Below are 21,134 nucleotides of genomic sequence, written 5' to 3' on the forward strand. Positions count from 1 at the left end.
CGCCCACCCCGCTGACGTTCTACCGCCGATGCCACGCGAGGTCGACGTCGAGGTCCTCCCGGAGCAACTCGGCGACGTGACAGCTCCGTTCCCCGCCGGCGACGATCCGTTCGAGGGTCGCGTCGTCGACGTCGGGGTCGGCGTCGATTTCCACGTCGATCTCGATCCCCTCGACGGACTCGTTTCCGTCCCGGGGCGAACCGACGACCCGCACGTCGATCCCGTCGAACGCGACGTCGCGCATGTCCGCCTGAATGCCGATGCTGTCGGCGAGACAGGCCGACAGCGCGCCGAGGAAGTAGTCGACCGGCGTGGGCGCGCGACCGCCGCCGAGGTCGGCGGTCACGTCGAACGGCCACTCCTCGCTGCCCGCCGCGACGGTCCCCGAGAGGTCGGGCGCGACGCTCGCGGTCACGTCGCGCTCGGGGAGTTCGATCGCGCCCGCGGCGCCGCGCCAGTCCACGTCCGACGGGACGTCCGCCGGACTCACGCCTTCGAGCAACGGCCACGGCTCCTCGATGTGGCCGACGAGCGTCTCGAGGAAGCGCGCGGCGTCGGCGCCGTCGACGATCCGGTGGTCGAACGAGAGGTCGAGCGGGAGCGTCCGCCGGACGACCACCTCGCCGTCGCTCGCGACGGGGCGCTCGGCCAGCGCGTCGACGCCGAGGATGGCCACCTGCGGCGGGTTGATGACCGGGTCGAACGCCTCCACCCCGAGCAGGCCGAGGTTCGAGACGGTGAACGTCCCGCCGCTGAGGTCGTCCATCGTGTACTCACCCGAGAGCGCTCGCTCGGTCACCGCCGCCCGCTTGCGCGCGAGGTCGGCGACCCCGAGGCGGTCGGCGCCGCGGATCACCGGCGCGATGAGGCCGTCGTCGACGTCGACGGCGACACAGAGGTTGTGCTCCTCGTGGAGTCGGTGGACGTCGTCCTCGAACGTCGCGTTGAACGCGCGGTGGTCGTCGAGCGTCGCCGAGACGGCCGTCAGCAGGACGTCGGTCACCGTGACCGACTCCTCGTGGACGGCGGCCGCGGCCTTCGCCGCGGCGCGAAGCGCCTCGGCGTCGGCCTCCCGGTGTTCGGTGACGTGGACCGCCTCGCGGTAGCTTTTCCCCAGTCGGGAAGCGATCGTCCGGCGCATCCCGTCGAGCGGGCGCTCCTCGACGCCGTCCCCCGTCGCCGGCGTCGTCGTCGACTCGGCCGCCGCCTCGACGTCCTCCGCGGTGACCGATCCCTGCGGGCCGGTCCCCGACACCGCCGCGAGGTCGACGCCCAGTTCCTCCGCGCGCTTTCTGGCCCGCGGCGACGCCTTCACCGCCTCGGCTCCGTCGTCCCCCGCGGCTTCGACGTCCGCTTCGGTGATCGCCCCGCCCGGCCCCGATCCCGTCACCGTCGCGAGGTCGACGTCCAGTTCGTCCGCGCGCTTTCTGGCCCGCGGCGACGCCTTCACGTCGCCGGCCGCGGTCGGCTCGGTCCCCTCCTCACCTCCCGCGGCGGGTTCGGCCGCCGCGTCGTCCGCGCCCGCGTCGTCGTCCGCTACCGCCCCCTCGTCGACCGTCGCCTCCAGTTCCGAGAGGTCCTCGTCGGGGCCGGCGACGATCCCCATCGGCGCGCCCGGCGGCCCGGAATCGCCCGCTTCCATGTAACGGCGGCGCAACACGCCGCCCTCTCGCGCCTCGACTTCCGCGGAGGTCTTCTCCGATTCGATCTCCGCGATTACCTCCCCCCCATCGACCTCGTCGCCCTCGTCGGCGAACCAGGCCGTGACGGTCCCGCTGTCCATCTCCAGACCGAGTTTCGGGACCTTGACTACGTACCCCATACGTATGGCTACCGGCCGCGTCAGCATAAATACAGCGAGGGGCATCACCCGAAATATAACGGGCAGTCAGGGGAATCCGAGGACGAGAAACGCCGCGACGAGTGCGACCACGCTCGGGACGAAGACGCCGATGAACATCGACGTGTCCCACCGCCAGACGGACTTGCCGTCGAGTGGCCCGTACGGGAGCATGTTGAACGCCGCGAGAAAGAGGTTGATCAACACCCCGAGGTGGCCGACGGCGCCGAGTCCGGGGACGACCACGAGCGGCAGGAACGCGGCGGCGAGGCCGATGTTCGTCACGGGACCGGCGAGCGCGATCAGGCCGTTCTCGCGGACGGTGATCCGGCCGCGGTGGTAGACGGCGCCGGGCGCGGCGAAGAGGAAGCCGACGAGCGCGCTGACGATCGCCAGGAACAACATCCCGTAGTCGGCGCGGAACTCGGCGGTCTGTCCGAAGCGGACCGCGACGACCTTGTGAGCGAGTTCGTGCAACAGGAAGGCGACGCCGACGGTCACGAAACTCAGCCCGACGGTCGCGACGAAGTCGGCGGGCGAGATCCCGCCGCGGTGGATCGGCCGCAACAGCAGCGCGAACGCGACGCTCAGCGCCACCCACGCGGCCGCGAGGTCGACCAGTTCGCGGTCGCTGAACTCGATCGACGAACGCGTCGGGTAGCTCATCGCAGGGCCCCCACGAGCAGTTCGAGGCTGTTTCGCGCGCCCCGGAGCAGTTCCGAGAGCAGCGCGTCGACGCTGCCGAACTCCCCGCCCGCGAGCCACGGGAAGACGACGACCGCGAACAGCAGGCTCGCGACCATGCTGCCGAGGTTCGTCAGCGCGACGATCATGATCAGCCGAAACAGCGGCACGTCGAACATCGCACGCATCGCCTCGTCGAGCGGGCGCTCGGTGTCGCCGACGATCTCGTTGAGGGTGGCGATGTCGCCGACGTTGACCGGCCGGTGTCGGAGTTCGACGTAGCCGGCGAACCAGCCGGGAGCCAACAGCGGGTTGATGCTCGTCAGCCACGCGACGGCGCCGCCGACGCCCGCGCTGGTCCAGCGGGCGCCGGCCAGCCGCGCCAGCGCGAACGCGAAGACGCCGTTGAACAGGACCCAGGCGAGAAACAGCCGGAGCAGGAAGGTGTTCTGGACGCCGGCCATGAGCAGCAGGAAGAAGAAGCCGACGAAGCCGACCATGAACAGGTAGCTGACGACCTTCACCGGCGAGAACCGCCGACCGGAAACGGTGCCGGTGATCGACTCCAGCGGGGGCAGCGACCCGGGGTTTTCGAGGTAGGTCTCGATGCCGGCCTCGTGGCCGGCGCCGACGACCGCGACGACGTCGTACCCCTGCTCGCGGAGCGCGTGCAGTTTGTGGGCGATGTAGGCGTCGCGCTCGTCGATCAACGCGTTGGCCCCACGCGGGCTGAACCGGCGAAACTCCTCCATCATCGCCGTGACGACGTCGCCGTCGGTCATCTCCTCGATGTCGATCTCGTCCAGTTCCTCGGTGTCCTCGGCCACCGCGTCGAGTACTACGCCGACGACGGCGCCGACGGCGACGCCGGCGCCCAGCCCCGCGAGACCGCCGACGGTCCCCCGGATCGTGAGCGCGCCGGCCGTCTCGAACGCCGCGGCCGAGAGCGGGCCGACGTACGCTCCCGTGTAGACGACCGCGAGAGACGCGACGACGCCGACCGCGACGCCGGCCGCGAGCCGGAGCGCGAAGCCGTCGACGGCGCCGCCGGTGTACTTCTCGGGGGCTTCGAGCGAGGGGAGAAAGAGCAGGCCGAGCAGGAGGCCGCCGACGACGCCGGCGCCGACCGCGCCGACCGCCGTCAGCGTCCCGGGGTCGGAGACGCCGAGCGCGAGCGTCCCGCCGAGGCCGACCAGCGGCGCGACGAACGCGGCGAAGATCAGGCCGACGAACAGCCCGAGGCCGCCGCCGAAGGCGACAGCGATCGTCCGGGGGTCGGTGATGCCGAGCGCGAGGCCGCCTATCATCTTCACCTTCTCGGCGAGCGAGAGCCGCGTCCAGAACCGCTGCATCGTCACCTGGATGTCCCGATCGACGAGCGCGACGCCGCGCTCGCCGCGCTCGGCCGCCTCGATGGCCGCGCGCATGTCCGCGCCGGGTTCGATGTCGAAGCGCTCCCCGAGACGCGACTGGACGTACGAGAGCATCCAGTACGCGAGGAACTGAAAGACCGTGTTGCCGCTCAGGAGGTCGCGGGCCTCGATGTCGTCCGGGGTACCGCCGCGCATCTGCCGGTACCGTCCCTCGTCGAGTTCGACGGCGACCACGTCCGGCTCCTCGCGTTCGACCGTCTCGTGGACCTCGTCGACGCTCGCCTGCGAGACGTGGGCCGTCCCGAGGACGTGGACGGTACCGCGGTCGCGTTCCGGCGGGTCTGGTGGTTCCGGAACGCTCGCGTCACCTGCGTCGCTCATTACCGGTTCAACTCGGCCGCGACTTTTACCAGTATCGAACGCTCCGGGAGGCCGTGACACGGACGCGGACCGCGGGACGCGAGATACGGGGTCGCGGGATGCGTGACGCGCCGTCGCACGCGCCGGCGAACGGGCAAGACTGATTGGGCCGCTGGCGAAACGGTCGCCGATGACCGACCTGATGGAGACCTACATCGAGAACCGCGAGATGGTCCAGCCGAACCACGCGAACATCCTCGAGGTCGCCCACGGGGGGAACGTGATGAAGTGGATGGACGAGATCGGCGCGATGTCCGCGATGCGCTTTGCGGGCGAGACCTGCGTCACCGCCCGGGTCGACCAGATGAACTTCGAGCGGCCCGTCCCCGTCGGCGACACCGCGTTCATCACCGCCTACGTCTACGACGCCGGCGAGACCAGCGCCAAGGTCCGCATCCGGGCCTACCGCGAGGACCTCCTGACCCACGAGCGCGAGCAGACCACCGAGTCGTACTTCGTCTTCGTCGCCATCGACGAGGAGCGCAAACCGACGACGGTGCCCGACCTGACCGTCAGCACCGCGGAGGGCGAGCGACTCCGGGAGGAGGCGCTGTCGGGCGAGTCGAACCTGCGGTGAGTGGGCGCACGAACAGTGCATGCACCACCGTTTTCGCGCTCGCTCGCGCGAGTTCGACGCGTGCAAACCGTATTCCACCTGATCGAGGACGACGCGGAAAAGCGCGAGACGGCGCTCACGATCGCCGAGAATCTCACGCAGGACGACTCCGTCGAGGTGGGCGAGGTCGCCGTCGTCGCGCAGTCCCACGGCATCGAACCGCTCACGGCCGACGGCGAGGGGAGCGACCACGTCCGGTCGTTGCTGGAGGCCGGCGTCTCGTTCAAGGCCTGCGGGAACACGCTCGACCTGATGGACCTCGACGAAGCCGACCTCGTCGAGGGGGTCGAGCCCGTCTCGTCGGGGGCTGGAGAACTCACGCGCCTGCAAAGCGAGGGCTACGCGTACGTCAGGCCCTGACCGACTCCCCGAACCGGATCGTCTCCTCGTCGGAGCGGACCGCGATCCGCTCCCAGATCACCCCCGCGGCGCCGGCGAGCACCGCGAGGCAGGCAGCGGCGAACGCGATCGCACGGTCGAGGTGGGCGATCGGAGCGCCACCTCGACCGGTGCAGCAACGTCGGCCGCGACGACGGCCCCTCTCCGAGAGACACGTCGGATGCCTCTGACCCGGATACAGCCCCTCTCGTCGCGTCCCCGGTAGAGGTGCCGTGCCGACCGACTCGGCTTCGAGGCGTTCGACGAAAGCGAGCCGGCCATACCCAGCCCCGCGTGGGCGCCGGCTCCCTTCGACGACTTCGAACTCGCGGGCGCTTTCCCGAGAGTGTTCTGGCTCGACTCTCGTACGGCGCTCGCCGTCGGAACCACCTTACTGCCCGACGCCCGCGTCTCCCGAGCGATGGGCCGGGGGCTCCCCGAACTGTCTGTTCGATTGAAACATTGAGTTAGAGTTATTACGCCCCTATCATAACTCATGAATCGTGAGAAATTATGGCGGAGAAGGACGAAGATCCGGTTGTACAGGATGCTGAACGGATCACGGCCGAATTCCTCGAACGAGAGATGATTCCCGAGGAGGTAAAAGACGACGTGGTCTCCCTCCTCGAAGATGGGGACCCGACGGAGGCCCTCGAAACGGCACTGACGGCTCGCAGCCGGTCGCTCTAGCACGACGGAGCGCCACTACCGGCGAAGAGCGAACCGTCGGTACCGCCTGCGGAGTCGGTGCCGTCAGTCGGCATCGCTCACCTCGGGACGGCCTCGACGCCGGTCGCCGGGCCGTCGTCGGTCGCGACGATGCCCTTCCCGACGGCCACGTCTCGTCGAACTGTGGCCGCGGATGCCACGAGGGAGTCCACGCACCGGTCGTCGGTCCTCGGAAGAACGCGACATCGAGGCTGGAGGCCCGGTTTCGGGACCCGTCGCCGGCGGGAGGGAGGAGCGTTTTTCCGGGTCCACGCCGATGACCACTACATGTACGATCACGTTCTGTTTCCGACGGATGGAAGCGAGGGAGCCGAGACGGTGTTCGAGTACGTCCTCGATCTCGCCGCGGCACACGGAGCGACGCTTCACCTCCTGAACGTCGCCGACACGACCCACGACAGCGTCACGCGGATCGAAGGCGAGGTCATCGACGTACTCGAACGCGAGGGCGAAGAGATCGTCGACGAGTTCGCGGATCGCGCGGCGGAGCGCCACGTCCCGACCGCGACCGAGGTTCTCCAGGGGGCGGTTCCCGAAACCATCACGACGTACGCCGCGGAGTTCGGCATCGACCTGATCGCCATGCCGACGCGCGGGCGAACCGGACTGCAGCGGCTGGTTCTCGGGAGTACGACCGAACGCGTCGTCCGCCGGGCGACGACGCCGGTTCTCACGCTCCGCCCGGAGGACACCGCCGCTCGGTATCCGCCACGGAACGTGCTCGTCCCGACCGACGGGAGCGACTGTGCGACCGCGGCCCTCGAACACGCGGTGACACTCGTAACGGCGGCGGACGCGACGCTTCACCTCCTGTCGGTCGTCGACGTGACGAGCCTCGGCGCCGACGTCTACGCCGAACACCAGGTCGAGACGATCGAAGGGCACGCGAAGCAGGCGATCAGCGAGGCGGCGGCGTACGCCGAGGAACGGTCCGTCGAGTCGGTCGTCGAGTCGATCGAGTTCGAGTCCGCGATCCATCGCGGGATCCGCGCTTACCTCGACGACCACGACGTCGATCTCGTGGTGATGGGAACGCACGGACGCACCGGCGTCGACCGCTATCTACTCGGGAGCGTCACCGAAAAGATCGTCCGCACCGCGCCGACGCCAGTCCTGACGACTCCCGGGTCGTCTCCGGATACGTAACATCGCGTCCGGGATCGGGACAGTCCGCCGAACTCGTACGCCGACCGCCGACAGTCGAAAGCCCTGCCTTGAATACCCCCCGCGTGGAGCGGTGTACCTGAATTATGTCCGTTGGCGAACTCGGTCCGGAGGAGGTCGTAACGGCGAGCAAAGGACGTTCGCTGGGGGAGATCACGGAACTGCTCGACTCCGAAGGCGTGGGGGCGGTCGTGATCACCGACGACGACGCTCCCGTCGGGATCGTCACCGACCGTGACGCCGCTCTGGCGATCCACCGGCACGACGACGTCTCGGACGTCCCCGTGGAGGACGTGATGACGGCCGATCCGGCGACGATCCGGGAAGACGAGGAGGCGATCGAGATTTCGCGAGCGATCGAGGAACACAACGTTCGCCGGTTCCCCGTCGTCGACGAAAACGGGAAGCTGACCGGGATCGTCACCCTCGACGACCTCGTCGCGGTGATCGGCGAGCAACTCGACAACGCCGCGGAGACGATCGAAGTCCAGTCGCCGGAGTACAGCCCCTGACGTAGCGCGATCGGTAGCCGACCCGACGCTACACCGAGCACCTCGGGAGGTGTTCGCGGGCGGCCGCTCCACCACCTCCCCGCCGGGCACCACCACTGCGATGAGATTCCACGCTCTTGCCCGGTCGAGACGGACAGCAGGTCGCCGCCGAGCCTGCGTAGCAACACCTAGTCGAGCAGGTCCGCGATTTCGGCAAGCGAGTCGAGGACGTAGTCGGGCCCCGCGGCGGCGTCCGCGACGTCCGCGCGGCTGGTCAGCCCGGTCGTGACGAGCGCGGTCGTCATGTCCGCCCGGCGGCCGAGTTCGACGTCGGTGTCGAGGCGGTCGCCCACCACGAGCGTCCGCTCGGGCGGGACGCCGAGACGGTCGATCGCCGCCGCCGCGGCGACGTCGGAGGGCTTTCCGAGGACGGCGTCCGGCGGGCGGCCCGCGATGGCCTCCAGCGCCCCGAGGATCGCGCCGGAGCCGGGCATCGAGCCGTTCTCGGTCGGGATCGTCGAGTCGGGGTCCGTGCCGTAGAACGGTACGCCCCGTTCGAGGGCGGTCTGGGCCTCGCCGAGGCGGTCGTAGCTCAGCCCGCGGTCGATCGAGCCGAGGACGACGTCCGCCGCCGTCGGCTCCGCCGTCACGACGAGGTCCCGGGTTTCGAGGATCGCCCGGAGCCGGGACTCGCCGAGGAGGTAGATCGCGTCGTCGGCGTGGTTCGCGGCGAGGTACTCGGCCGTCACCGTCGCCGAGGTGAGCACGTTTCGGGGGTCGACCTCGATGCCGTGGTCCCCGAGGCGGTCGCCGTAGTGGGCCGCCCCGCGGGTCGGGTTGTTCGAGAACAGCAGCCGGGGGACGCCGGCCGCGTCGAGCGCTCGTAGCCCGTCGACCGCGCCGGGGAGCAACGCGTCGCCGCGGACGATGGTGCCGTCGACGTCGAGGATCGCCGCCTCGAAGGGAGCCATGTCGGGACGAAGGGGCGGCGTGCTGTTGAGCGTTCTGCCGGACGGCCGCGTGGGAATTCTTATTCGGGGCCGCCGCCTACGCGCGAGCATGACACTCGAGGTCGAGCCGACCTCGACGAGGAGGGGTACGCCGTCGCCGGCGACCTCGCGCTCTTCGCGGACTACGATTTCTTCTCGGGCGGCCCGGCCGTTGTTCTAATCGAAATCGGGCAGATCGTCCGGTGGTTCGTAGTCGGATTCCCAATCGATGTAGTCGTCTTTCAGTACCTCACAGACGATTTGCCCTAGTTCGGTCAGTTCGGCATTGATCGACGATACGCTTCCCCACGAATCCAGATCCGAGTGGTACTCGCGTTCTCGCCAATCTTCGGGGATCCCAGGTGCGTGGTAGCCTACCCTGTCGGCAAACGAATCCCAAAAAAAGTCAAATTGTCGTATCAAATTCAGATCGGCCACTACCTCGTAGTCGGTTTCCTCGAGATCGGTGTCTTCGGCCCAGATGTCCCACGCCTGTTGCCACGCGCCGTCGTTCAACAGGGTCGATATCTCGTCCCGCTTGTAATCCGTCTCACCGACTATTTCGGCGTCGTCGTACTCGTTAGGATCTACGTCCCGCAACTCGGGCGGGTCGGGAGTCTCCACGTCCAGGGCCATACGTTGGCTAAGCGACCTGCATTCATAAGAATAGGTGACGCCGGATTGCCCCCACAGATTCGCGTGTAGGCTATCCTCCTCGCGCCTATAACGAGTCTCACTATCGTATCGCGTGATTGCGTGGCCGCGTACGGTCTTCGGTCGAACTCGACTTCGACTTTCACGTCGATGTACTCGTGGTACAGGTCAGCCACACCGTCGTGGATCTGCTCGCCTTCCGTGGAAATGGCGCGGCCGCGCCATTCCTGCAATTCTCCCGTCACGGCCGGGTTCGAACTCTCTTGCAGCCGACTCACGAAGTGACCGTCGTTCCCATCGATCAACGCGAAGCGGCGGTACTTGAAGCAGGCTCGATCGAACGGAACGAGCCGACAGCGGGAGGTATCCGTTACGCCGCCGGGAACGTTATCTCGATGCTGTCGTCGTATTCGACCGTTGCTGTGACTGGATTGAGCGTTTCGATAGTTACTTCCACCTCTTCGACCCCATCGGATACTTCGTAAACCTGCCATTCGTTCACGGAGTCACCGGGATCGAGTGCGATGTTTAGGCGACTACCATCGACCAGGACCGTCCACTCGCCTTCTTCACCATCCGCGTTAACGGTGATGTTTCCGGGGGCAAAGTCGATTCTTTCCTCACCAACGTTCTCGATCCGGAACTGACCGAGAAGGAAGGCTTCGCCGTCCTCGGCTTCCCAGAACTGATCACCGTCTTCAAGGGTGTCGTATACCTCTGCGTAAAACGAAACGTCGAGTTGTCCAGTCGGATCGTCAGGGTTGGCGTCGACACCCTCGATTGTCGGCTGACTGTCGACCAGTTCACCAAACTCGTTACCTGCTGTCTCGGACCCGTCATCGCTATCGCCGTCGGTGTCGTCGGTGTCATCTGTGCCGTCGGTGTTGTCTGTGTTATCTGTGTCGTCGGTGTCAGCGCTGGAACTGTCGGTTGATGGTGGCTCATCGCCAGAATCAGCACATCCAGCCAACGCAACGGTGCTTAGACTACCGACTGCGGCGACCCCTTTTGTTGTAAGGAAGGTTCTTCTATGCATTAGTATCCTCTTCGGTTACGTTACCTAATTGATGGGGTAGTACTATCGTGGCTCTATTTGATTCCTTTGCCATCTGCATTCATCTATCATTATCGAACTATCATAAATGTAATTGAAACAGTCACTATTTCTTTGAAATTTATATTGGGTTAAAATAATCGACGTCTGAAAGCTATGTATGATCCGAACGCTGAACGCGACGTTAGACGATACTGAATTTTGAGGGTGGAGAACGGGTGACAGACGAGTTGGGTTTGACGTGGCAAGAGTTCGTCACCCAAGCGGCCGATACACTGGTCAAACGGGACGGTGTAGATTAGTTCCGTAGCTTCTCGAGAAGGGCGGCTTTGATTTCGGGATTGTCTGGGACGACTTCGCCGACCGCGTCGGCTACCACGCGCCGGGCATCCCCGAGGACTGGCGCGAGCGCGAGACCCACCCCGACCTCGACTCGTGGGGGACGGTCTCGGCGATCAACGCCGAACTGACCGAACTCGGTCAGATCGCCTGCGACCTGCTGAAAGCGGAGTACGTCGACTGGGAGGCCGCGTACGAACCGCCGGAGGACCTGCCGGATTTCGATTGATCACTCCTGGGCGACCGAGAGGGTCTTCACGGCGCCGCGACACCGCGGACACGCGCCGGGCGTGTGCGCCTCGAACGCACGGTGACCACAGTCCAGACACTCGTAGTACGATCTCGACGGCCTGTAGGGGCTCATGTAGACCATGCGATCGAGTGGCACGGAGAGGGCATAACCGTTTTGTTCGAACGATATACGGCCGATCTAGCGGTCTAATCGGATCTATATCGACTATATTTTCGGACGCTCGTCCACTATCGCGCCGTCGCCACGACCGCGAACGTCGCCGGGCGCTCGCGGGCCTCCTCGACCTCGAAGCCGGCGGCCTCGAGGTCGGCGACGGCCTCAGCCGCGGAGAACCGTTCCTCGACCGGCGGACCCGCCTCGTCGTCGCCGGCCGCCGACCAGTCGACGGTCACGAGTCGCCCGCCCGGCCGGAGGACCCGCGCCAGTTCAGCGAACGCCTCGTCGCTCGCGTACTCGTGGTGGGTCATCGTCGAGTACGCCCCGTCGAGGCCGTCGTCGTCGAACGGCAGCGAGGCGACCGCGGCCGTCACGAGGTCGACGTTCTCCGGGACGCCCTTCTCGCGGTACCGGTCGTGCATCGCGGACTGGACGTCGACCGCGCGGAGGGTGCCGACGAACGGGGCGACGTCGTCGGCGAAGAAGCCGGTGCCCGAGCCGAGGTCGGCGACGACGTGGTCGGGTTCGGGCGCGAGCATCGCCACCAGTTCCTCGCGCGAACAGAGGCGGTAGCGCGACGGGTCCTCGAGGGCGTCGGCCCGTTCGATCGGGAACGTGTGAAAGCCCATGTCCCGGTTTCGAGACGGCGGCCGATGAATGTGCGCATTCGTGTCGACCGGGGCCGGGACAGGTCCCCGTCAGCGCAGCGCCGGCACGACCTCGCTGCCGAGGCGGTCGATGCACTCGCGCATGGCGTCGGTTCCGATGCCGGGGTGGTAGGTGCGGAAGATGACGTGGACGTCGTCGCCGACCGCCTCGCGGTAGGCTTCGAGTTCCTCGACGACGTGGTCGGGAGTGCCGACCATCGCCTGCTCTCTCAACGCCCGCTTTCGCTCGGCCGGGAGTTCGGAGACCGGTTCGCCCGAGAAGATCTCGGCGTACCGGCGCTGGATGTAGAAGTAACCGTCGCGCATCGCCTCCCACGCGGCCTCGCGGGAGTCGCCGACGAAGCCGTGCCGGAGGACGTAGACGTCGAACTCGCCGTCGATCCCCTCCCGCTCGCGGACCGCCCGGACGTCCTCGACCCGTTTCCGCACGCCCTCGACCGACAGCGACGACGGCGCACACCAGGCGTCGGCGATCCGGGCGGCCCGACGCACCGCCGGCCTGGCCTTCCCGCCGAGCATGATCGGCACCTCGCCGTCGGGTTTCGGCGTCACCGAGACCTCGGGGGAGACGTCGTGGAACGCGGCGTCGTAGTCGAGCGACCCCGCCGACCACGCCGCCCGCAGCAGTCGAACCTGCTCTTCGAGGCGCTCGACGCGTTCCTCGCGCGGGACGCCGAACGCCTCGAACTCGCGGGGGTTCGAGCCGATGGCGAGCCCCAGCGTCAGCCGGCCACCCGAGAGGAGGTCGACCGTCGCGGCGTCCTCGGCCAGCCTGACCCCGTCGTACAGCGGCGCGAGCGCGATGCAGGGGCCGATCTCGATCCCGTCGGTCGCCGCGGCGAGCGCGCCCAGCGCCGGCATCGTCCCGGAGAGGTAGTCGTCGTCGGCGAAGTGGTGCTCGGAGACCCACGCGCTGTCGAGGCCGGCGTCGTCGATCGCGCGGGCCAGGTCGAGCATCTCCGCGTACAACTGCTCCCCGGTGCGGTCGTCGTCGGGGCGGCGCTGGCACGTGAACAGGCCGGTGCCGAGCTTCATGGAGGCAGATATTGCGGCGAACGTGTAAAGTCGTTCGTACGCCGCGAGGCGAGTCGGACGGCGGCGCGCCGGTTCGAGGGACTCAGTACTCGATCGTCGTGATCTCCTCGACCGGCCACCGGCTCAGCACCTCGACGCCGTGCTCCCGGACGACGACCATCTCCTCGACGCGGACGCCCTGCCTGTCGGCGGGCTCCTGGGTCTCGACGGCCATCGTCATCCCCTCCTCGATCTCGATCGGGTGCTCGGGCGAGAGGCCGCGCCAGATCAGCGGCGTCTCGTACAGCTGTAACCCCAGACCGTGGGCCCAGTGGTTCGTCGTCAGCTGCCAGTGCTCGTCGGCGCCGTAGAAGTCGGCGTGTTCGCCCGCCATGTCCGGGAACGCGGCGGCGATCTCGTCGGTCGTCGCGCCCGGTTCGATCTCCTCGAGGACGGCGTAGAGGTTCTCGACGGCCGTCTCGTACGCCTCTTTCTGCGCGTCGGTCGGCTCGCCCAGAGAGAAGGTGCGGTAGTAACACGATCGGTAGCCGAGGTAGCCGATATTGTAGAAGTCGGCGTAGACGAGGTCCCCGGGGCGGACGATCCGGTCGGTCGCGTTCGCCTGGTGTTTCGGCCACGTGTTCGGCCCCGAGGTGAGGTAGCCGCCGCCGACGAACGCCCCCTGTCGCCAGCACTCCTCGACGGCCTTCCCCCAGAGTTCGGACTCGCGCATCCCCGGTTTCGCCTCGTCTTTGATCCGCTGGAAGCCCGCCTCGCAGATGGCCGCGACCTGCCGGAGACACTCGATCTCGTCGCGGGTCTTTACCTTCCGGGCGTCCCACAGCAGCCGGTTTGCCGTCTCGGTGTCGACTTCGACGCCCCTCCTCTCGAACGCCCGGACCAGCCCCGTGTTCCCCACGTCGAGGCCCACCGGCTCGTCGGCGACGCCGTACTCCTCCAGCGCCTCGACGACCGTCTCCGCCATCTTCTCCGTCAGGAACTCCCGCGCGGAGTCGCTGCCCGACGCCCGCGGGACGTTCCCGAGCCCCGGACAGGCGTACCGGACGTCGTCGAGCCACGGGCAGTTGAACCGCTGGTTGCTCGCGTGGTCGGCGGTGTCCCAGTGGACGACGTCGCCGGCCTCGGTCAGCAGGGTGTAGTGGTCGGCGCCGCTGCCGCCGGTCATCGCCAGCCCCGTCACGTACCGGACGTTCGGGTCCGAGACGAGCAGCGTCGATCCCAGCGCCGACTCGCGGAGCCGTTCGAGCGCCCGCGCCTCGCGCTCCTCGCGCAGCCGCTTCACGTCGATGCGCTCCTCCCAGTCGACGGCCTGCGTCCCGCGGGTGCCCTCCATGAAGCCGGGCTCGTACATGCCCCAACCATCACGAACGTCCCTCATAAACTCACTCCCGGTGGTCGTACACCCGCGTGACCTTCCCGACCGTCGTCCGCTCCAGTTCACCCGGCTCGACTACCCGGAGGGCGTCGGGAGTGACGCCGAGGACGTCGTCGAGGCGGGACGCGACCCGCTCCTCGAGGGCCGCGGGGGAGCCGTCGTAGGACTCGTGGCGTTCGACCGTGATCTCGATCCGGTCGAGGCGGCCCTCCCGCCGGAGGTCGATCCGGTAGTGGGGCGCGACCGCCTCGAGGTCGACGATCGCCGCCTCGATCTGGCTCGGGTAGACGTTGATGCCCCGGACGACCAGCAGGTCGTCGGTCCGGCCGGCGACGTTGTCCATCCGCACGGCCGTCCGCCCGCACTCGCACGGTTCGGCGGTGAGCGTCGTCACGTCGCCCGTCCGGTAGCGAAGCACCGGCAGGGCCTCCTTCGTCAGCGTCGTCAGGACGAGTTCGCCCTCCTCGCCGTCCGCCAGGACCTCGCCCGTCTGGGGGTCGATCACTTCGGGGTAGAAGTGGTCCTCCCAGACGTGGAGGCCGTCCTGGGCCTGCGCGCACTCGACGGAGACGCCGGGGCCGATGACCTCCGAGAGGCCGTAGACGTCGACCGCGGTCACGTCGAGGGCCGACTCGATCTCCTCGCGCATCGGGTCGGTGAACGGCTCCGCGCCGATGGTGACCGTCGACAGCGGGAGGTCACGCGGGTCGATCCCCCGCTCCGCGGCCGCCTCGGCGAGGTAGAGGCAGTACGACGGCGTACACGCCAGCACGTCGGCTTCGAGGTCCTCGAGTAGCTGGAGCTGTTTCGCCGTCTCGCCCGCGCCGGTGGGGACGACCGTCGTCCCGAGTTCCTCCGCGCCGTCGTGGAAGCCGAGTCCGCCCGTAAAGAGGCCGTAGCCGTAGGCGTTCTGGACCGTCCCGCCCGGTTCGACGCCCGCGGCGGCCAGCGAGCGCGCCATCACCTGCCGCCAGACGTCGAGGTCGCCTTCGGTGTAGGCGACGACCTTCGGCTTCCCCGTCGTCCCCGAGGAGGCGTGGATCCGGCGGACGTCGGCCCAGTCGACGGCGAACAGCCCGTCCGGGTACGCCTCGCGGAAGTCCTCCTTGGTCGTAAAGGGCAGGCGTTCGAGGTCGGCGAGCGACTCGATATCGCCCGGGGCGACGCCCGCCTCGTCCAGTCGGTCGCGGTAGAACGGCACGCGCTCGTACGCCCGGCGGACGGTCTCGCGGAGGCGCTCGCGCTGGCGCGCCGCGAGTTCGTCCCGCGGGGCCGCCTCGATGTCGTGGTACGGCATACCACGAGGGGCCAACGGCCGCCCTGAAATACGTTGAGGTGGGCCACGGCCGCGGGTTCGCGGCGGCGGTCGGCCGGTCCCTCACCTTTTTTGCTGTACCACGTCGCACCCGGTCGTATGTACAAGCACGTCGCCTGCCTCGTCCGCAAGGAGGGAACGAGCCACGGGGAGTTCGTCGACTACTGGCAGACCCACCACACCCCCATCGCGCGCGACATCGAGGGCGTCGTCCGCTACCACACCGTGGTGCCGACCGATCCCGAACACAGCGAGTTCGACGGCGTCGCGGAACTCTACTTCGAGAGCCTCGACGACCTCCACGACGCGCTCGGCAGTCCCGGCAGCCGCGACTACGACCCGACCAAAGCGGTCGCCGCGAAAGCCCGCGAGGACGTCGACGAGTTCCTCGCCATCGACGAGCGCCCCCGGTTCATCGGCGAGGAGGTCGTACAGAAGGACGCGGTCGGCGGCGACACGAACGGGCTCTACAAACACTCCGCGTTCCTCGTCCGCAAGGAGGGGCTGACCCACGAGGAGTTCCGCGACTACTGGGAGACCCAGCACACCCCGCTCGCGAGGGACATCGAGGGGGTGGTGCGGTACCACACGGTCTACCCGACCGACCCCGAGAACGCGGAGTTCGACGGCGTCGCCGAACTCTACTTCGAGACTCTGGAGGACCTCCACGACGCGCTGGGGTCGCCCGGCAGTCGCGACTACGACCCGACCAAAGCGGTCGCCGCGAAGGCCCGCGAGGACGTCGACGAGTTCCTCGCCATCGACGAGCGCCCCCGGTTCATCGGCCGGGAGACCGTCCGGAAGGACGCGACCGAGGGGGTCGAGGGCTACTGACGATGCCGGCGGGCGACCGCGACTACGAGACGCAGGTGCGCGAGGCGTTCCCCGAACTCGCCGAGATCGGGGACTCCGACCTCCGCGAGCGGGTCGTCGAGGCCTGGACGCTGGGGCTCGAACGCGGCGGCTGGCGGGACGTCGAGGACGTCCCGTACGCCTGGAACATCCACGAGGTGAGCAACGTCGAACACGTCCGCGGGACGACGACGGTCGCCCTGCGGTCGGCCGAGGTCCAGCGGGAGGTCCACGGCGCCGACCCGGACGTCGACGTCCTCGTCGCCGCCTGCCTGCTCCACGACGTCGGCAAGTGCTACGAGTACGTCGACCACGTCGACGCGGGCCTCGTCGATCCCGATCCCACGTACTGCGGCGAGGAGATCCCCCACTCCATCTCGGGATACGCGCTGGCCCACGAGGTCGGCTGCCCGCTCGCGGTCCAGCGGGCCATCCCGCACTTCCTCGGTGAGGTCCCCGAGCGGACGCTCGAAGCCGAACTCGTCAAGAGCGCGAATTCGGCGAGTTCGAACGCCATCACGCAGGCGACGATGGGGATCACGCTACAGGAGTGGGTCGAGGAGTACTCGCAGACGACGGGGTGATCGGGTCGCGCCCGGCGCCCCGGGACCGACGGCTACCCGCGAACGCCGCCGGAACCGGAGGATTCTCGTCGCCGCCCCGCCGTGTCCGGACCGTATGCCGATCCCGACGCTCCGTCGCCTCTCGCGGTACGACGCGCTGGCTCTGACGGCGGCGATCTGGTTTCTCGCGAAGTTCCTCCGGTACGCGTTCCCGCCGCTTTTCGGGCCGTTCCAGGCGACCTACGGCGTCTCGAACGCCGAACTCGGGGCGGCGTTCACCGGCTTCATGCTGGTCTACGCGGCGACGCAGTTCCCCTCGGGCGTGCTCGCGGACCGCCTCGGCTCGGTGACGGTGATCGTCGCGGGCGCGGTCGTCGCCGCGGCCGCGGCCCTCTCGCTGACCGTCGACTCGCCGTTTCCCGTCCTCGTCGGCGCGATGCTGGTGATGGGCGCGGGCACCGGCGCGCACAAGACCGTCGCCGTCCGGCTGCTCTCGCGGGCCTACCCCGCCCGGACGGGCCGGGCGCTGGGCATCCTCGACACGTTCGGCACCTTCGGGGGCGTAGCCGCGCCCGCGGCGGTCGTCGTCGCTTCGGGCGTCCCCTTCGCCCTCGGGGCCGGCTGGCGTGCGGTCTTCCTCGCCGCGGGGGTGGCCGGCCTCGCGCTGACGGCCGCGTTCGCGCTGCGGGTGCCCGAGCGGCTCCCGAACTCCTCGGGGGCGGCGACGAGCGCCGACGGCCTCGGCGACGTCGGCGTCCGGCAGTACGCCGGGCTCTTTCTCGACGTCCGGTTCTCGACGTTCGTCGCTGTCACGGTGTTGTTCTCGTTTACCTACAACGGGCTGGTCGCGTTCGCGCCGCTGTACCTCACCGACGAGGCGGGGCTGGCGCCGGCGACGGCGAGCCTGCTCTACAGCGCGCTGTTCGCGGTCAGCCTCGTTCAACTGGCGACGGGCGAGGTCAGCGACCGGGTCGGGACGCTCCCGGTCATCGTCTGCGCGCTCGGGGTCGCCGCGGCCGCGATGGTGGCGCTGGTCGCGCTCACGGGCACCGGCTCCGCGGTCGTCCTCGGGGCCGCGCTCGTCGCCGTCGGCGTCGGCTCCCACGGCTTCCGACCCGTCAGGGGCGCGTACCTGATGGCGGCCGTCCCCGACGACATCGCCGGCGGGAGCCTCGGCATCGTCCGGACGCTGCTGATGGGCGCGGGCGCGGTCGCCCCGGCGGTCGTCGGCGCCCTCTCGGAGACCGTCGGCTTCCGGCCCGCGTTCTGGCTGCTCGCGGCGTCGGTCGCGGCCGCGACGGTCCTGAGCGCGGCGCTGCTCGTCGTCGGCCCCGCGGAGTCGACCTGACCGCGAGGCGGTCGTTCACGGCCGCGTGACGGTCACCGCGAGGCGTGCAAGGAGGTTTGTCGCCGTCCGTGGAACCGGCGACCATGACGACGACGCGCGAACTCGCCGAGTTCGTTCAGGAGACGTCGTACGGCGACCTCTCTCCGGCGGTCCGCGACGCGCTGAAGCGGCGCGTGCTCGACTCGGTCGGCATCGCGGTCGCCGCCGCGGAGGCGGAGTCGACCGGGGTCGTCGACCGGACGGTGGCCGATCTGGAGGACGGCGGCCCCTGTACCCTCTGGCGGCGCGACCGGGGCGCCTCGCCCGTTCAGGCGGCGATGCACAACACCGCGCTCACCAGGTACCTCGACTACATGGACTCGTTTCTCGCGCCGGGGGAGACGCCCCACCCGAGCGACAATCTCGGGGCCGTCGTCGCCGCGGGCGAGTACGCCGACCGCTCCGGCGAGGCGCTGCTCGCGGGGCTGGCGGTCGCCTACGAGATCCAGGGCGAACTGGCGTGGAACGCCCCCGTCCGCGAGAAGGGATTCGACCACGTCACCCACACCGTCGTCTCGGCGGCCGCGGGCGCCGCGAAGACGCTCGGCCTCGACGTCGAGGCGACCCGCGACGCCATCGCCATCGCCGGGACCGCCCACAACGCCCTCCGGGTGACCCGGACGGGCGGGATCAACGAGTGGAAGGGGATCGCGTCGGCGAACGCGGCCCGGAACGCCGTCTACGCGGCGATGCTCGCGCGCAACGGGATGGAGGGGCCGCGGGACCTCTTCGAGGGCCAGAAGGGCTGGCAGCAGGTGATCTCCGGCCCGTTCGAGGTCGACCTCTCGCCCGGCGAGCGCGTCCACGACGTGATGACCAAACGGTACGTCGCCGAGACGTACGCGCAGTCGGCCGTCGAGGGCGTGATCGAACTCGCCCGGAGCGAGGACATCGGTCCGGACGAGGTCGCGGCGATCAAACTCGAAACCTTCGGCGGCGCGAAACTCATCATCGGCGGCGGCGAGGGCAACCGCTACGAGGTCGAGACGCGGGCGCAGGCGGACCACTCGCTGCCGTACATGCTCGCGGCGGCGCTGATCGATCGCGACCTCTCGCTCGAACAGTACGAACCCGAGCGCATCCGCCGCGACGACGTCCAGCGGCTGTTGCGCCTCGTCGACGTGACCGAGGATCCGGAACTCACCGAGCGCTTCGAGGCGGGGGAGATGCCCGCCGTGATCGACGTCACGACCGACGACGGCACCACCTACCGCGTCGAGAAAGACGCCTTCCGCGGCCACCCGCGGGACCCGATGGGGTGGGACGAACTCGAGGAGAAGTTCGACGCCGTCGCCGGCGAGCGCCTCGGCGACGACCGCCGCGACGACCTCGTCGGGACGATCCGTTCGCTCGACGAACGCGACGTGGCCGACCTGACGGCGTTGCTGGCGTAGCGCGTCGCAGACCTGCGACGGGAGCGGAACGCTGATGCGTCGGGGGACGGGATACCACGAGCGATGACGTACGACACCTCCCGCCGGCGGCTGCTGGCGACGCTCGGCGCCGCGACGGTCGGATCGGCGGGCTGTCTCGCTCCCGTCACGCGGACGGCCCTCGAAGGGGACCCGGCGCCGCTCGAAGGGTCGCGCGACGGAACCTCGCAGACGACTCCGGACGGCGTCGCGCAGTTTCGCGGCTCGCTCGAACGCTGGGGGTACTACCCCGACGAGACCGTCCCCGACGCGGTCGAGCGGGCGTGGCGGCTGCCCGAGGTCAACACGGGCGAGCACACCGCAGCGAAGGCGAGCGCCACCCCCCTCCCCGACGGCGGGGTCGTCCTCCCCGGCGACACGGGTACCGTCACCGCGCTCTCGCCCGACGGCGAGGTCCGCTGGGAGGCGTACACCGACACGTGGGGTCGCGGCGTCCACGGCACCCCCGCGGTCGCCGACGGCCGGGTCTACGTCGGCGCCTACGACGGCGCGCTCTACGCCTTCGACGCCGAGACCGGCGACCGGGTGTGGCGGCGGAAACTCGGCGGCTCGATCGGCGCGAGCCCGCTCTACTACGACGGCGTCGTCTTCATGGCCGTCGAGTACCCCGACCCGGACGGCAGCATGTTCGCCGTCGACGCCGAGACCGGCGCCGTCCTGTGGGAGGACGCCGAGAGCCTGCCGACCGACCACCCCCACTCCACCCCGGCGCTCGACCTCGACGCGGAGCGTCTCGTCGTCGGCGCCAACGACGGGGTCCTCTACGGCTGGGACACCGAGACGCTCGAACTGGCGTGGACGTTCGAGACCAGCCCCGAGAACGGGACGAACGGCCAGATAAAGGGGCCGATCGCCACCTACGACGGCGGCGCCTTCTTCGGTTCGTGGGACCGGCGCGTCTACCGCGTCGACCTCGAGGACGGCACCGAGGACTGGTCGTTCGAGACCGGCTGGCTGTCGATGACCGGCCCGGCGATCGATCCGACGATCCCCGCGGTGTTCGCCGGCAGCCACGACGGCAACCTCTACGCGCTCGACCCCGGGACGGGCGAGGAACGCTGGCGGTTCGGCACGCGCGGGGCGCTCACCGGCTGTCCGACCGTCTGCGCCGACCGCGTCGTCTTCGGCTCGAAGGACCGCACCCTCTACGCCGTAGAGAAGGAAAGCGGCGAGGAGGTCTGGCGCGTCGACCACGAGGGGGTCGTGACGAGCACGCCGCTGGTCCACGACGGCGCGATCTACTACGCCGAGCGCGCGCCCAACCCGCCGACCTCCGGGGAGGACCAGGACGAGTCCGAGATCGACGTCGACGGCGGCGGCTACAAGCTGGTCGCGGCGGAGTGAGCCTGTCAGCTTCAAGTCCCTG

Annotated in this window: 21 protein-coding genes and 2 pseudogenes; 11 read left to right on the forward strand and 12 right to left on the reverse strand. The window is 69.0% G+C overall.

Going from position 1 to position 21,134, the window contains the following annotated elements; genetic code table 11:
* Positions 1-19: 19 nt before the first annotated feature.
* From NKG98_RS02490 to NKG98_RS02500, 3 genes are all read right to left on the reverse strand, one after another.
* Positions 20-1,822 (reverse strand): 2-oxo acid dehydrogenase subunit E2, encoded by a 1,803-nt coding sequence (locus tag NKG98_RS02490; protein WP_254768165.1) that lies wholly within the window; start codon positions 1,820-1,822, stop codon positions 20-22.
* A gap of 66 nt (positions 1,823-1,888) precedes the next feature.
* Complete coding sequence (locus NKG98_RS02495) at positions 1,889-2,506, reverse strand: zinc metalloprotease (protein ID WP_254768166.1); 618 nt, start codon at positions 2,504-2,506, stop codon at positions 1,889-1,891.
* Positions 2,503-4,278 (reverse strand): TraB/GumN family protein, encoded by a 1,776-nt coding sequence (locus tag NKG98_RS02500; protein WP_254768167.1) that lies wholly within the window; start codon positions 4,276-4,278, stop codon positions 2,503-2,505. Before NKG98_RS02500 ends, NKG98_RS02495 begins: the two co-directional genes overlap by 4 nt.
* A gap of 169 nt (positions 4,279-4,447) precedes the next feature.
* Between NKG98_RS02500 and NKG98_RS02505 the strand changes: the two genes are divergently transcribed.
* The 5 genes from NKG98_RS02505 to NKG98_RS02525 all read left to right on the forward strand — a co-directional run bounded on the left by NKG98_RS02505 (position 4,448) and on the right by NKG98_RS02525 (position 7,716).
* Complete coding sequence (locus tag NKG98_RS02505) at positions 4,448-4,894, forward strand: acyl-CoA thioesterase (RefSeq protein ID WP_254768168.1); 447 nt, start codon at positions 4,448-4,450, stop codon at positions 4,892-4,894.
* 60 nt (positions 4,895-4,954) lie between these two features.
* Positions 4,955-5,293, forward strand: coding sequence for a DsrE family protein (locus NKG98_RS02510; protein WP_254768169.1), 339 nt, complete (start codon positions 4,955-4,957; stop codon positions 5,291-5,293).
* Positions 5,294-5,824: 531 nt separating this feature from the next.
* Complete coding sequence (locus NKG98_RS02515; RefSeq protein ID WP_254768170.1) at positions 5,825-6,001, forward strand: hypothetical protein; 177 nt, start codon at positions 5,825-5,827, stop codon at positions 5,999-6,001.
* 306 nt (positions 6,002-6,307) lie between these two features.
* Complete coding sequence (locus NKG98_RS02520) at positions 6,308-7,186, forward strand: universal stress protein (RefSeq protein WP_254768171.1); 879 nt, start codon at positions 6,308-6,310, stop codon at positions 7,184-7,186.
* A gap of 104 nt (positions 7,187-7,290) precedes the next feature.
* Positions 7,291-7,716, forward strand: coding sequence for a CBS domain-containing protein (locus NKG98_RS02525; RefSeq protein WP_254768172.1), 426 nt, complete (start codon positions 7,291-7,293; stop codon positions 7,714-7,716).
* A gap of 167 nt (positions 7,717-7,883) precedes the next feature.
* On the opposite strand, the gene NKG98_RS02530 is transcribed toward NKG98_RS02525, so the two are convergent.
* The 4 genes and pseudogenes from NKG98_RS02530 to NKG98_RS02545 form a co-directional block, all read right to left on the reverse strand.
* Positions 7,884-8,666, reverse strand: coding sequence for an HAD-IIA family hydrolase (locus tag NKG98_RS02530; protein WP_254768173.1), 783 nt, complete (start codon positions 8,664-8,666; stop codon positions 7,884-7,886).
* A 195-nt stretch (positions 8,667-8,861) separates the two neighbouring features.
* Positions 8,862-9,320 carry a DUF7992 family protein gene (locus tag NKG98_RS02535; RefSeq protein WP_254768174.1) on the reverse strand — a complete coding sequence of 153 codons (459 nt, stop codon included), beginning with the start codon at positions 9,318-9,320 and terminating at the stop codon, positions 8,862-8,864.
* Positions 9,321-9,397: 77 nt separating this feature from the next.
* A pseudogene (locus tag NKG98_RS02540) lies at positions 9,398-9,691 on the reverse strand (IS4 family transposase); the annotation flags it as partial.
* A gap of 17 nt (positions 9,692-9,708) precedes the next feature.
* On the reverse strand, positions 9,709-10,374 hold the full coding sequence (locus NKG98_RS02545) for a hypothetical protein (protein WP_254768175.1): 666 nt from the start codon (positions 10,372-10,374) through the stop codon (positions 9,709-9,711).
* Positions 10,375-10,723: 349 nt separating this feature from the next.
* On the opposite strand from NKG98_RS02545, the pseudogene NKG98_RS02550 reads away from it, so the two are divergent.
* A pseudogene (locus tag NKG98_RS02550) lies at positions 10,724-10,960 on the forward strand (DUF7992 family protein); the annotation flags it as partial.
* Here NKG98_RS02550 and NKG98_RS02555 read toward each other — a convergent pair.
* The 5 genes from NKG98_RS02555 to paaK form a co-directional block, all read right to left on the reverse strand.
* Positions 10,961-11,104 (reverse strand): rubrerythrin-like domain-containing protein, encoded by a 144-nt coding sequence (locus tag NKG98_RS02555; RefSeq protein WP_254768176.1) that lies wholly within the window; start codon positions 11,102-11,104, stop codon positions 10,961-10,963. It lies immediately after the preceding pseudogene.
* 107 nt (positions 11,105-11,211) lie between these two features.
* Entirely contained in the window at positions 11,212-11,769 is a 558-nt protein-coding gene (locus NKG98_RS02560) for a class I SAM-dependent methyltransferase (protein WP_254768177.1), read from the reverse strand.
* A 69-nt stretch (positions 11,770-11,838) separates the two neighbouring features.
* Positions 11,839-12,843: an LLM class flavin-dependent oxidoreductase gene (locus tag NKG98_RS02565; RefSeq protein WP_254768178.1), complete on the reverse strand. Its 1,005-nt coding sequence runs from the start codon at positions 12,841-12,843 to the stop codon at positions 11,839-11,841.
* Between the two features lie 82 nt (positions 12,844-12,925).
* On the reverse strand, positions 12,926-14,194 hold the full coding sequence (locus tag NKG98_RS02570) for a M24 family metallopeptidase (protein ID WP_254768179.1): 1,269 nt from the start codon (positions 14,192-14,194) through the stop codon (positions 12,926-12,928).
* Positions 14,195-14,225: 31 nt separating this feature from the next.
* Positions 14,226-15,515, reverse strand: a complete 1,290-nt coding sequence (gene paaK / locus NKG98_RS02575; RefSeq protein ID WP_254768180.1) for a phenylacetate--CoA ligase PaaK — start codon at positions 15,513-15,515, stop codon at positions 14,226-14,228.
* Between the two features lie 117 nt (positions 15,516-15,632).
* On the opposite strand from paaK, the gene NKG98_RS02580 reads away from it, so the two are divergent.
* The 5 genes from NKG98_RS02580 (at position 15,633) to NKG98_RS02600 (ending at position 21,112) form a co-directional block, all read left to right on the forward strand.
* Entirely contained in the window at positions 15,633-16,367 is a 735-nt protein-coding gene (locus tag NKG98_RS02580; protein WP_254768181.1) for an EthD domain-containing protein, read from the forward strand.
* A gap of 2 nt (positions 16,368-16,369) precedes the next feature.
* Entirely contained in the window at positions 16,370-16,969 is a 600-nt protein-coding gene (locus NKG98_RS02585) for an HD domain-containing protein (protein ID WP_254768182.1), read from the forward strand.
* A 94-nt stretch (positions 16,970-17,063) separates the two neighbouring features.
* On the forward strand, positions 17,064-18,296 hold the full coding sequence (locus NKG98_RS02590) for an MFS transporter (RefSeq protein ID WP_254768183.1): 1,233 nt from the start codon (positions 17,064-17,066) through the stop codon (positions 18,294-18,296).
* Between the two features lie 83 nt (positions 18,297-18,379).
* Positions 18,380-19,729 (forward strand): MmgE/PrpD family protein, encoded by a 1,350-nt coding sequence (locus NKG98_RS02595; RefSeq protein ID WP_254768184.1) that lies wholly within the window; start codon positions 18,380-18,382, stop codon positions 19,727-19,729.
* 63 nt (positions 19,730-19,792) lie between these two features.
* Positions 19,793-21,112, forward strand: coding sequence for an outer membrane protein assembly factor BamB family protein (locus NKG98_RS02600; protein WP_254768185.1), 1,320 nt, complete (start codon positions 19,793-19,795; stop codon positions 21,110-21,112).
* The last annotated feature ends 22 nt before the right edge of the window (positions 21,113-21,134 follow it).

Source organism: Salinilacihabitans rarus, assembly GCF_024296665.1.
GTDB classification, from domain to species: domain Archaea; phylum Halobacteriota; class Halobacteria; order Halobacteriales; family Natrialbaceae; genus Salinilacihabitans; species Salinilacihabitans rarus.

Coding starts and splice junctions, on each gene's coding strand:
- NKG98_RS02490 (WP_254768165.1), bottom strand. CDS start 1,822: ATGGGGTACGTAGTCAAGGTCCCGAAACTCGGTCTGGAGATGGACAGC.
- NKG98_RS02495 (WP_254768166.1), bottom strand. CDS start 2,506: ATGAGCTACCCGACGCGTTCGTCGATCGAGTTCAGCGACCGCGAACTG.
- NKG98_RS02500 (WP_254768167.1), bottom strand. CDS start 4,278: ATGAGCGACGCAGGTGACGCGAGCGTTCCGGAACCACCAGACCCGCCG.
- NKG98_RS02505 (WP_254768168.1), top strand. CDS start 4,448: ATGACCGACCTGATGGAGACCTACATCGAGAACCGCGAGATGGTCCAG.
- NKG98_RS02515 (WP_254768170.1), top strand. CDS start 5,825: ATGGCGGAGAAGGACGAAGATCCGGTTGTACAGGATGCTGAACGGATC.
- NKG98_RS02520 (WP_254768171.1), top strand. CDS start 6,308: ATGTACGATCACGTTCTGTTTCCGACGGATGGAAGCGAGGGAGCCGAG.
- NKG98_RS02525 (WP_254768172.1), top strand. CDS start 7,291: ATGTCCGTTGGCGAACTCGGTCCGGAGGAGGTCGTAACGGCGAGCAAA.
- NKG98_RS02530 (WP_254768173.1), bottom strand. CDS start 8,666: ATGGCTCCCTTCGAGGCGGCGATCCTCGACGTCGACGGCACCATCGTC.
- NKG98_RS02535 (WP_254768174.1), bottom strand. CDS start 9,320: ATGGCCCTGGACGTGGAGACTCCCGACCCGCCCGAGTTGCGGGACGTA.
- NKG98_RS02545 (WP_254768175.1), bottom strand. CDS start 10,374: ATGCATAGAAGAACCTTCCTTACAACAAAAGGGGTCGCCGCAGTCGGT.
- NKG98_RS02555 (WP_254768176.1), bottom strand. CDS start 11,104: ATGGTCTACATGAGCCCCTACAGGCCGTCGAGATCGTACTACGAGTGT.
- NKG98_RS02560 (WP_254768177.1), bottom strand. CDS start 11,769: ATGGGCTTTCACACGTTCCCGATCGAACGGGCCGACGCCCTCGAGGAC.
- NKG98_RS02565 (WP_254768178.1), bottom strand. CDS start 12,843: ATGAAGCTCGGCACCGGCCTGTTCACGTGCCAGCGCCGCCCCGACGAC.
- NKG98_RS02570 (WP_254768179.1), bottom strand. CDS start 14,194: ATGTACGAGCCCGGCTTCATGGAGGGCACCCGCGGGACGCAGGCCGTC.
- paaK (WP_254768180.1), bottom strand. CDS start 15,515: ATGCCGTACCACGACATCGAGGCGGCCCCGCGGGACGAACTCGCGGCG.
- NKG98_RS02580 (WP_254768181.1), top strand. CDS start 15,633: ATGTACAAGCACGTCGCCTGCCTCGTCCGCAAGGAGGGAACGAGCCAC.
- NKG98_RS02585 (WP_254768182.1), top strand. CDS start 16,370: ATGCCGGCGGGCGACCGCGACTACGAGACGCAGGTGCGCGAGGCGTTC.
- NKG98_RS02590 (WP_254768183.1), top strand. CDS start 17,064: ATGCCGATCCCGACGCTCCGTCGCCTCTCGCGGTACGACGCGCTGGCT.
- NKG98_RS02595 (WP_254768184.1), top strand. CDS start 18,380: ATGACGACGACGCGCGAACTCGCCGAGTTCGTTCAGGAGACGTCGTAC.
- NKG98_RS02600 (WP_254768185.1), top strand. CDS start 19,793: ATGACGTACGACACCTCCCGCCGGCGGCTGCTGGCGACGCTCGGCGCC.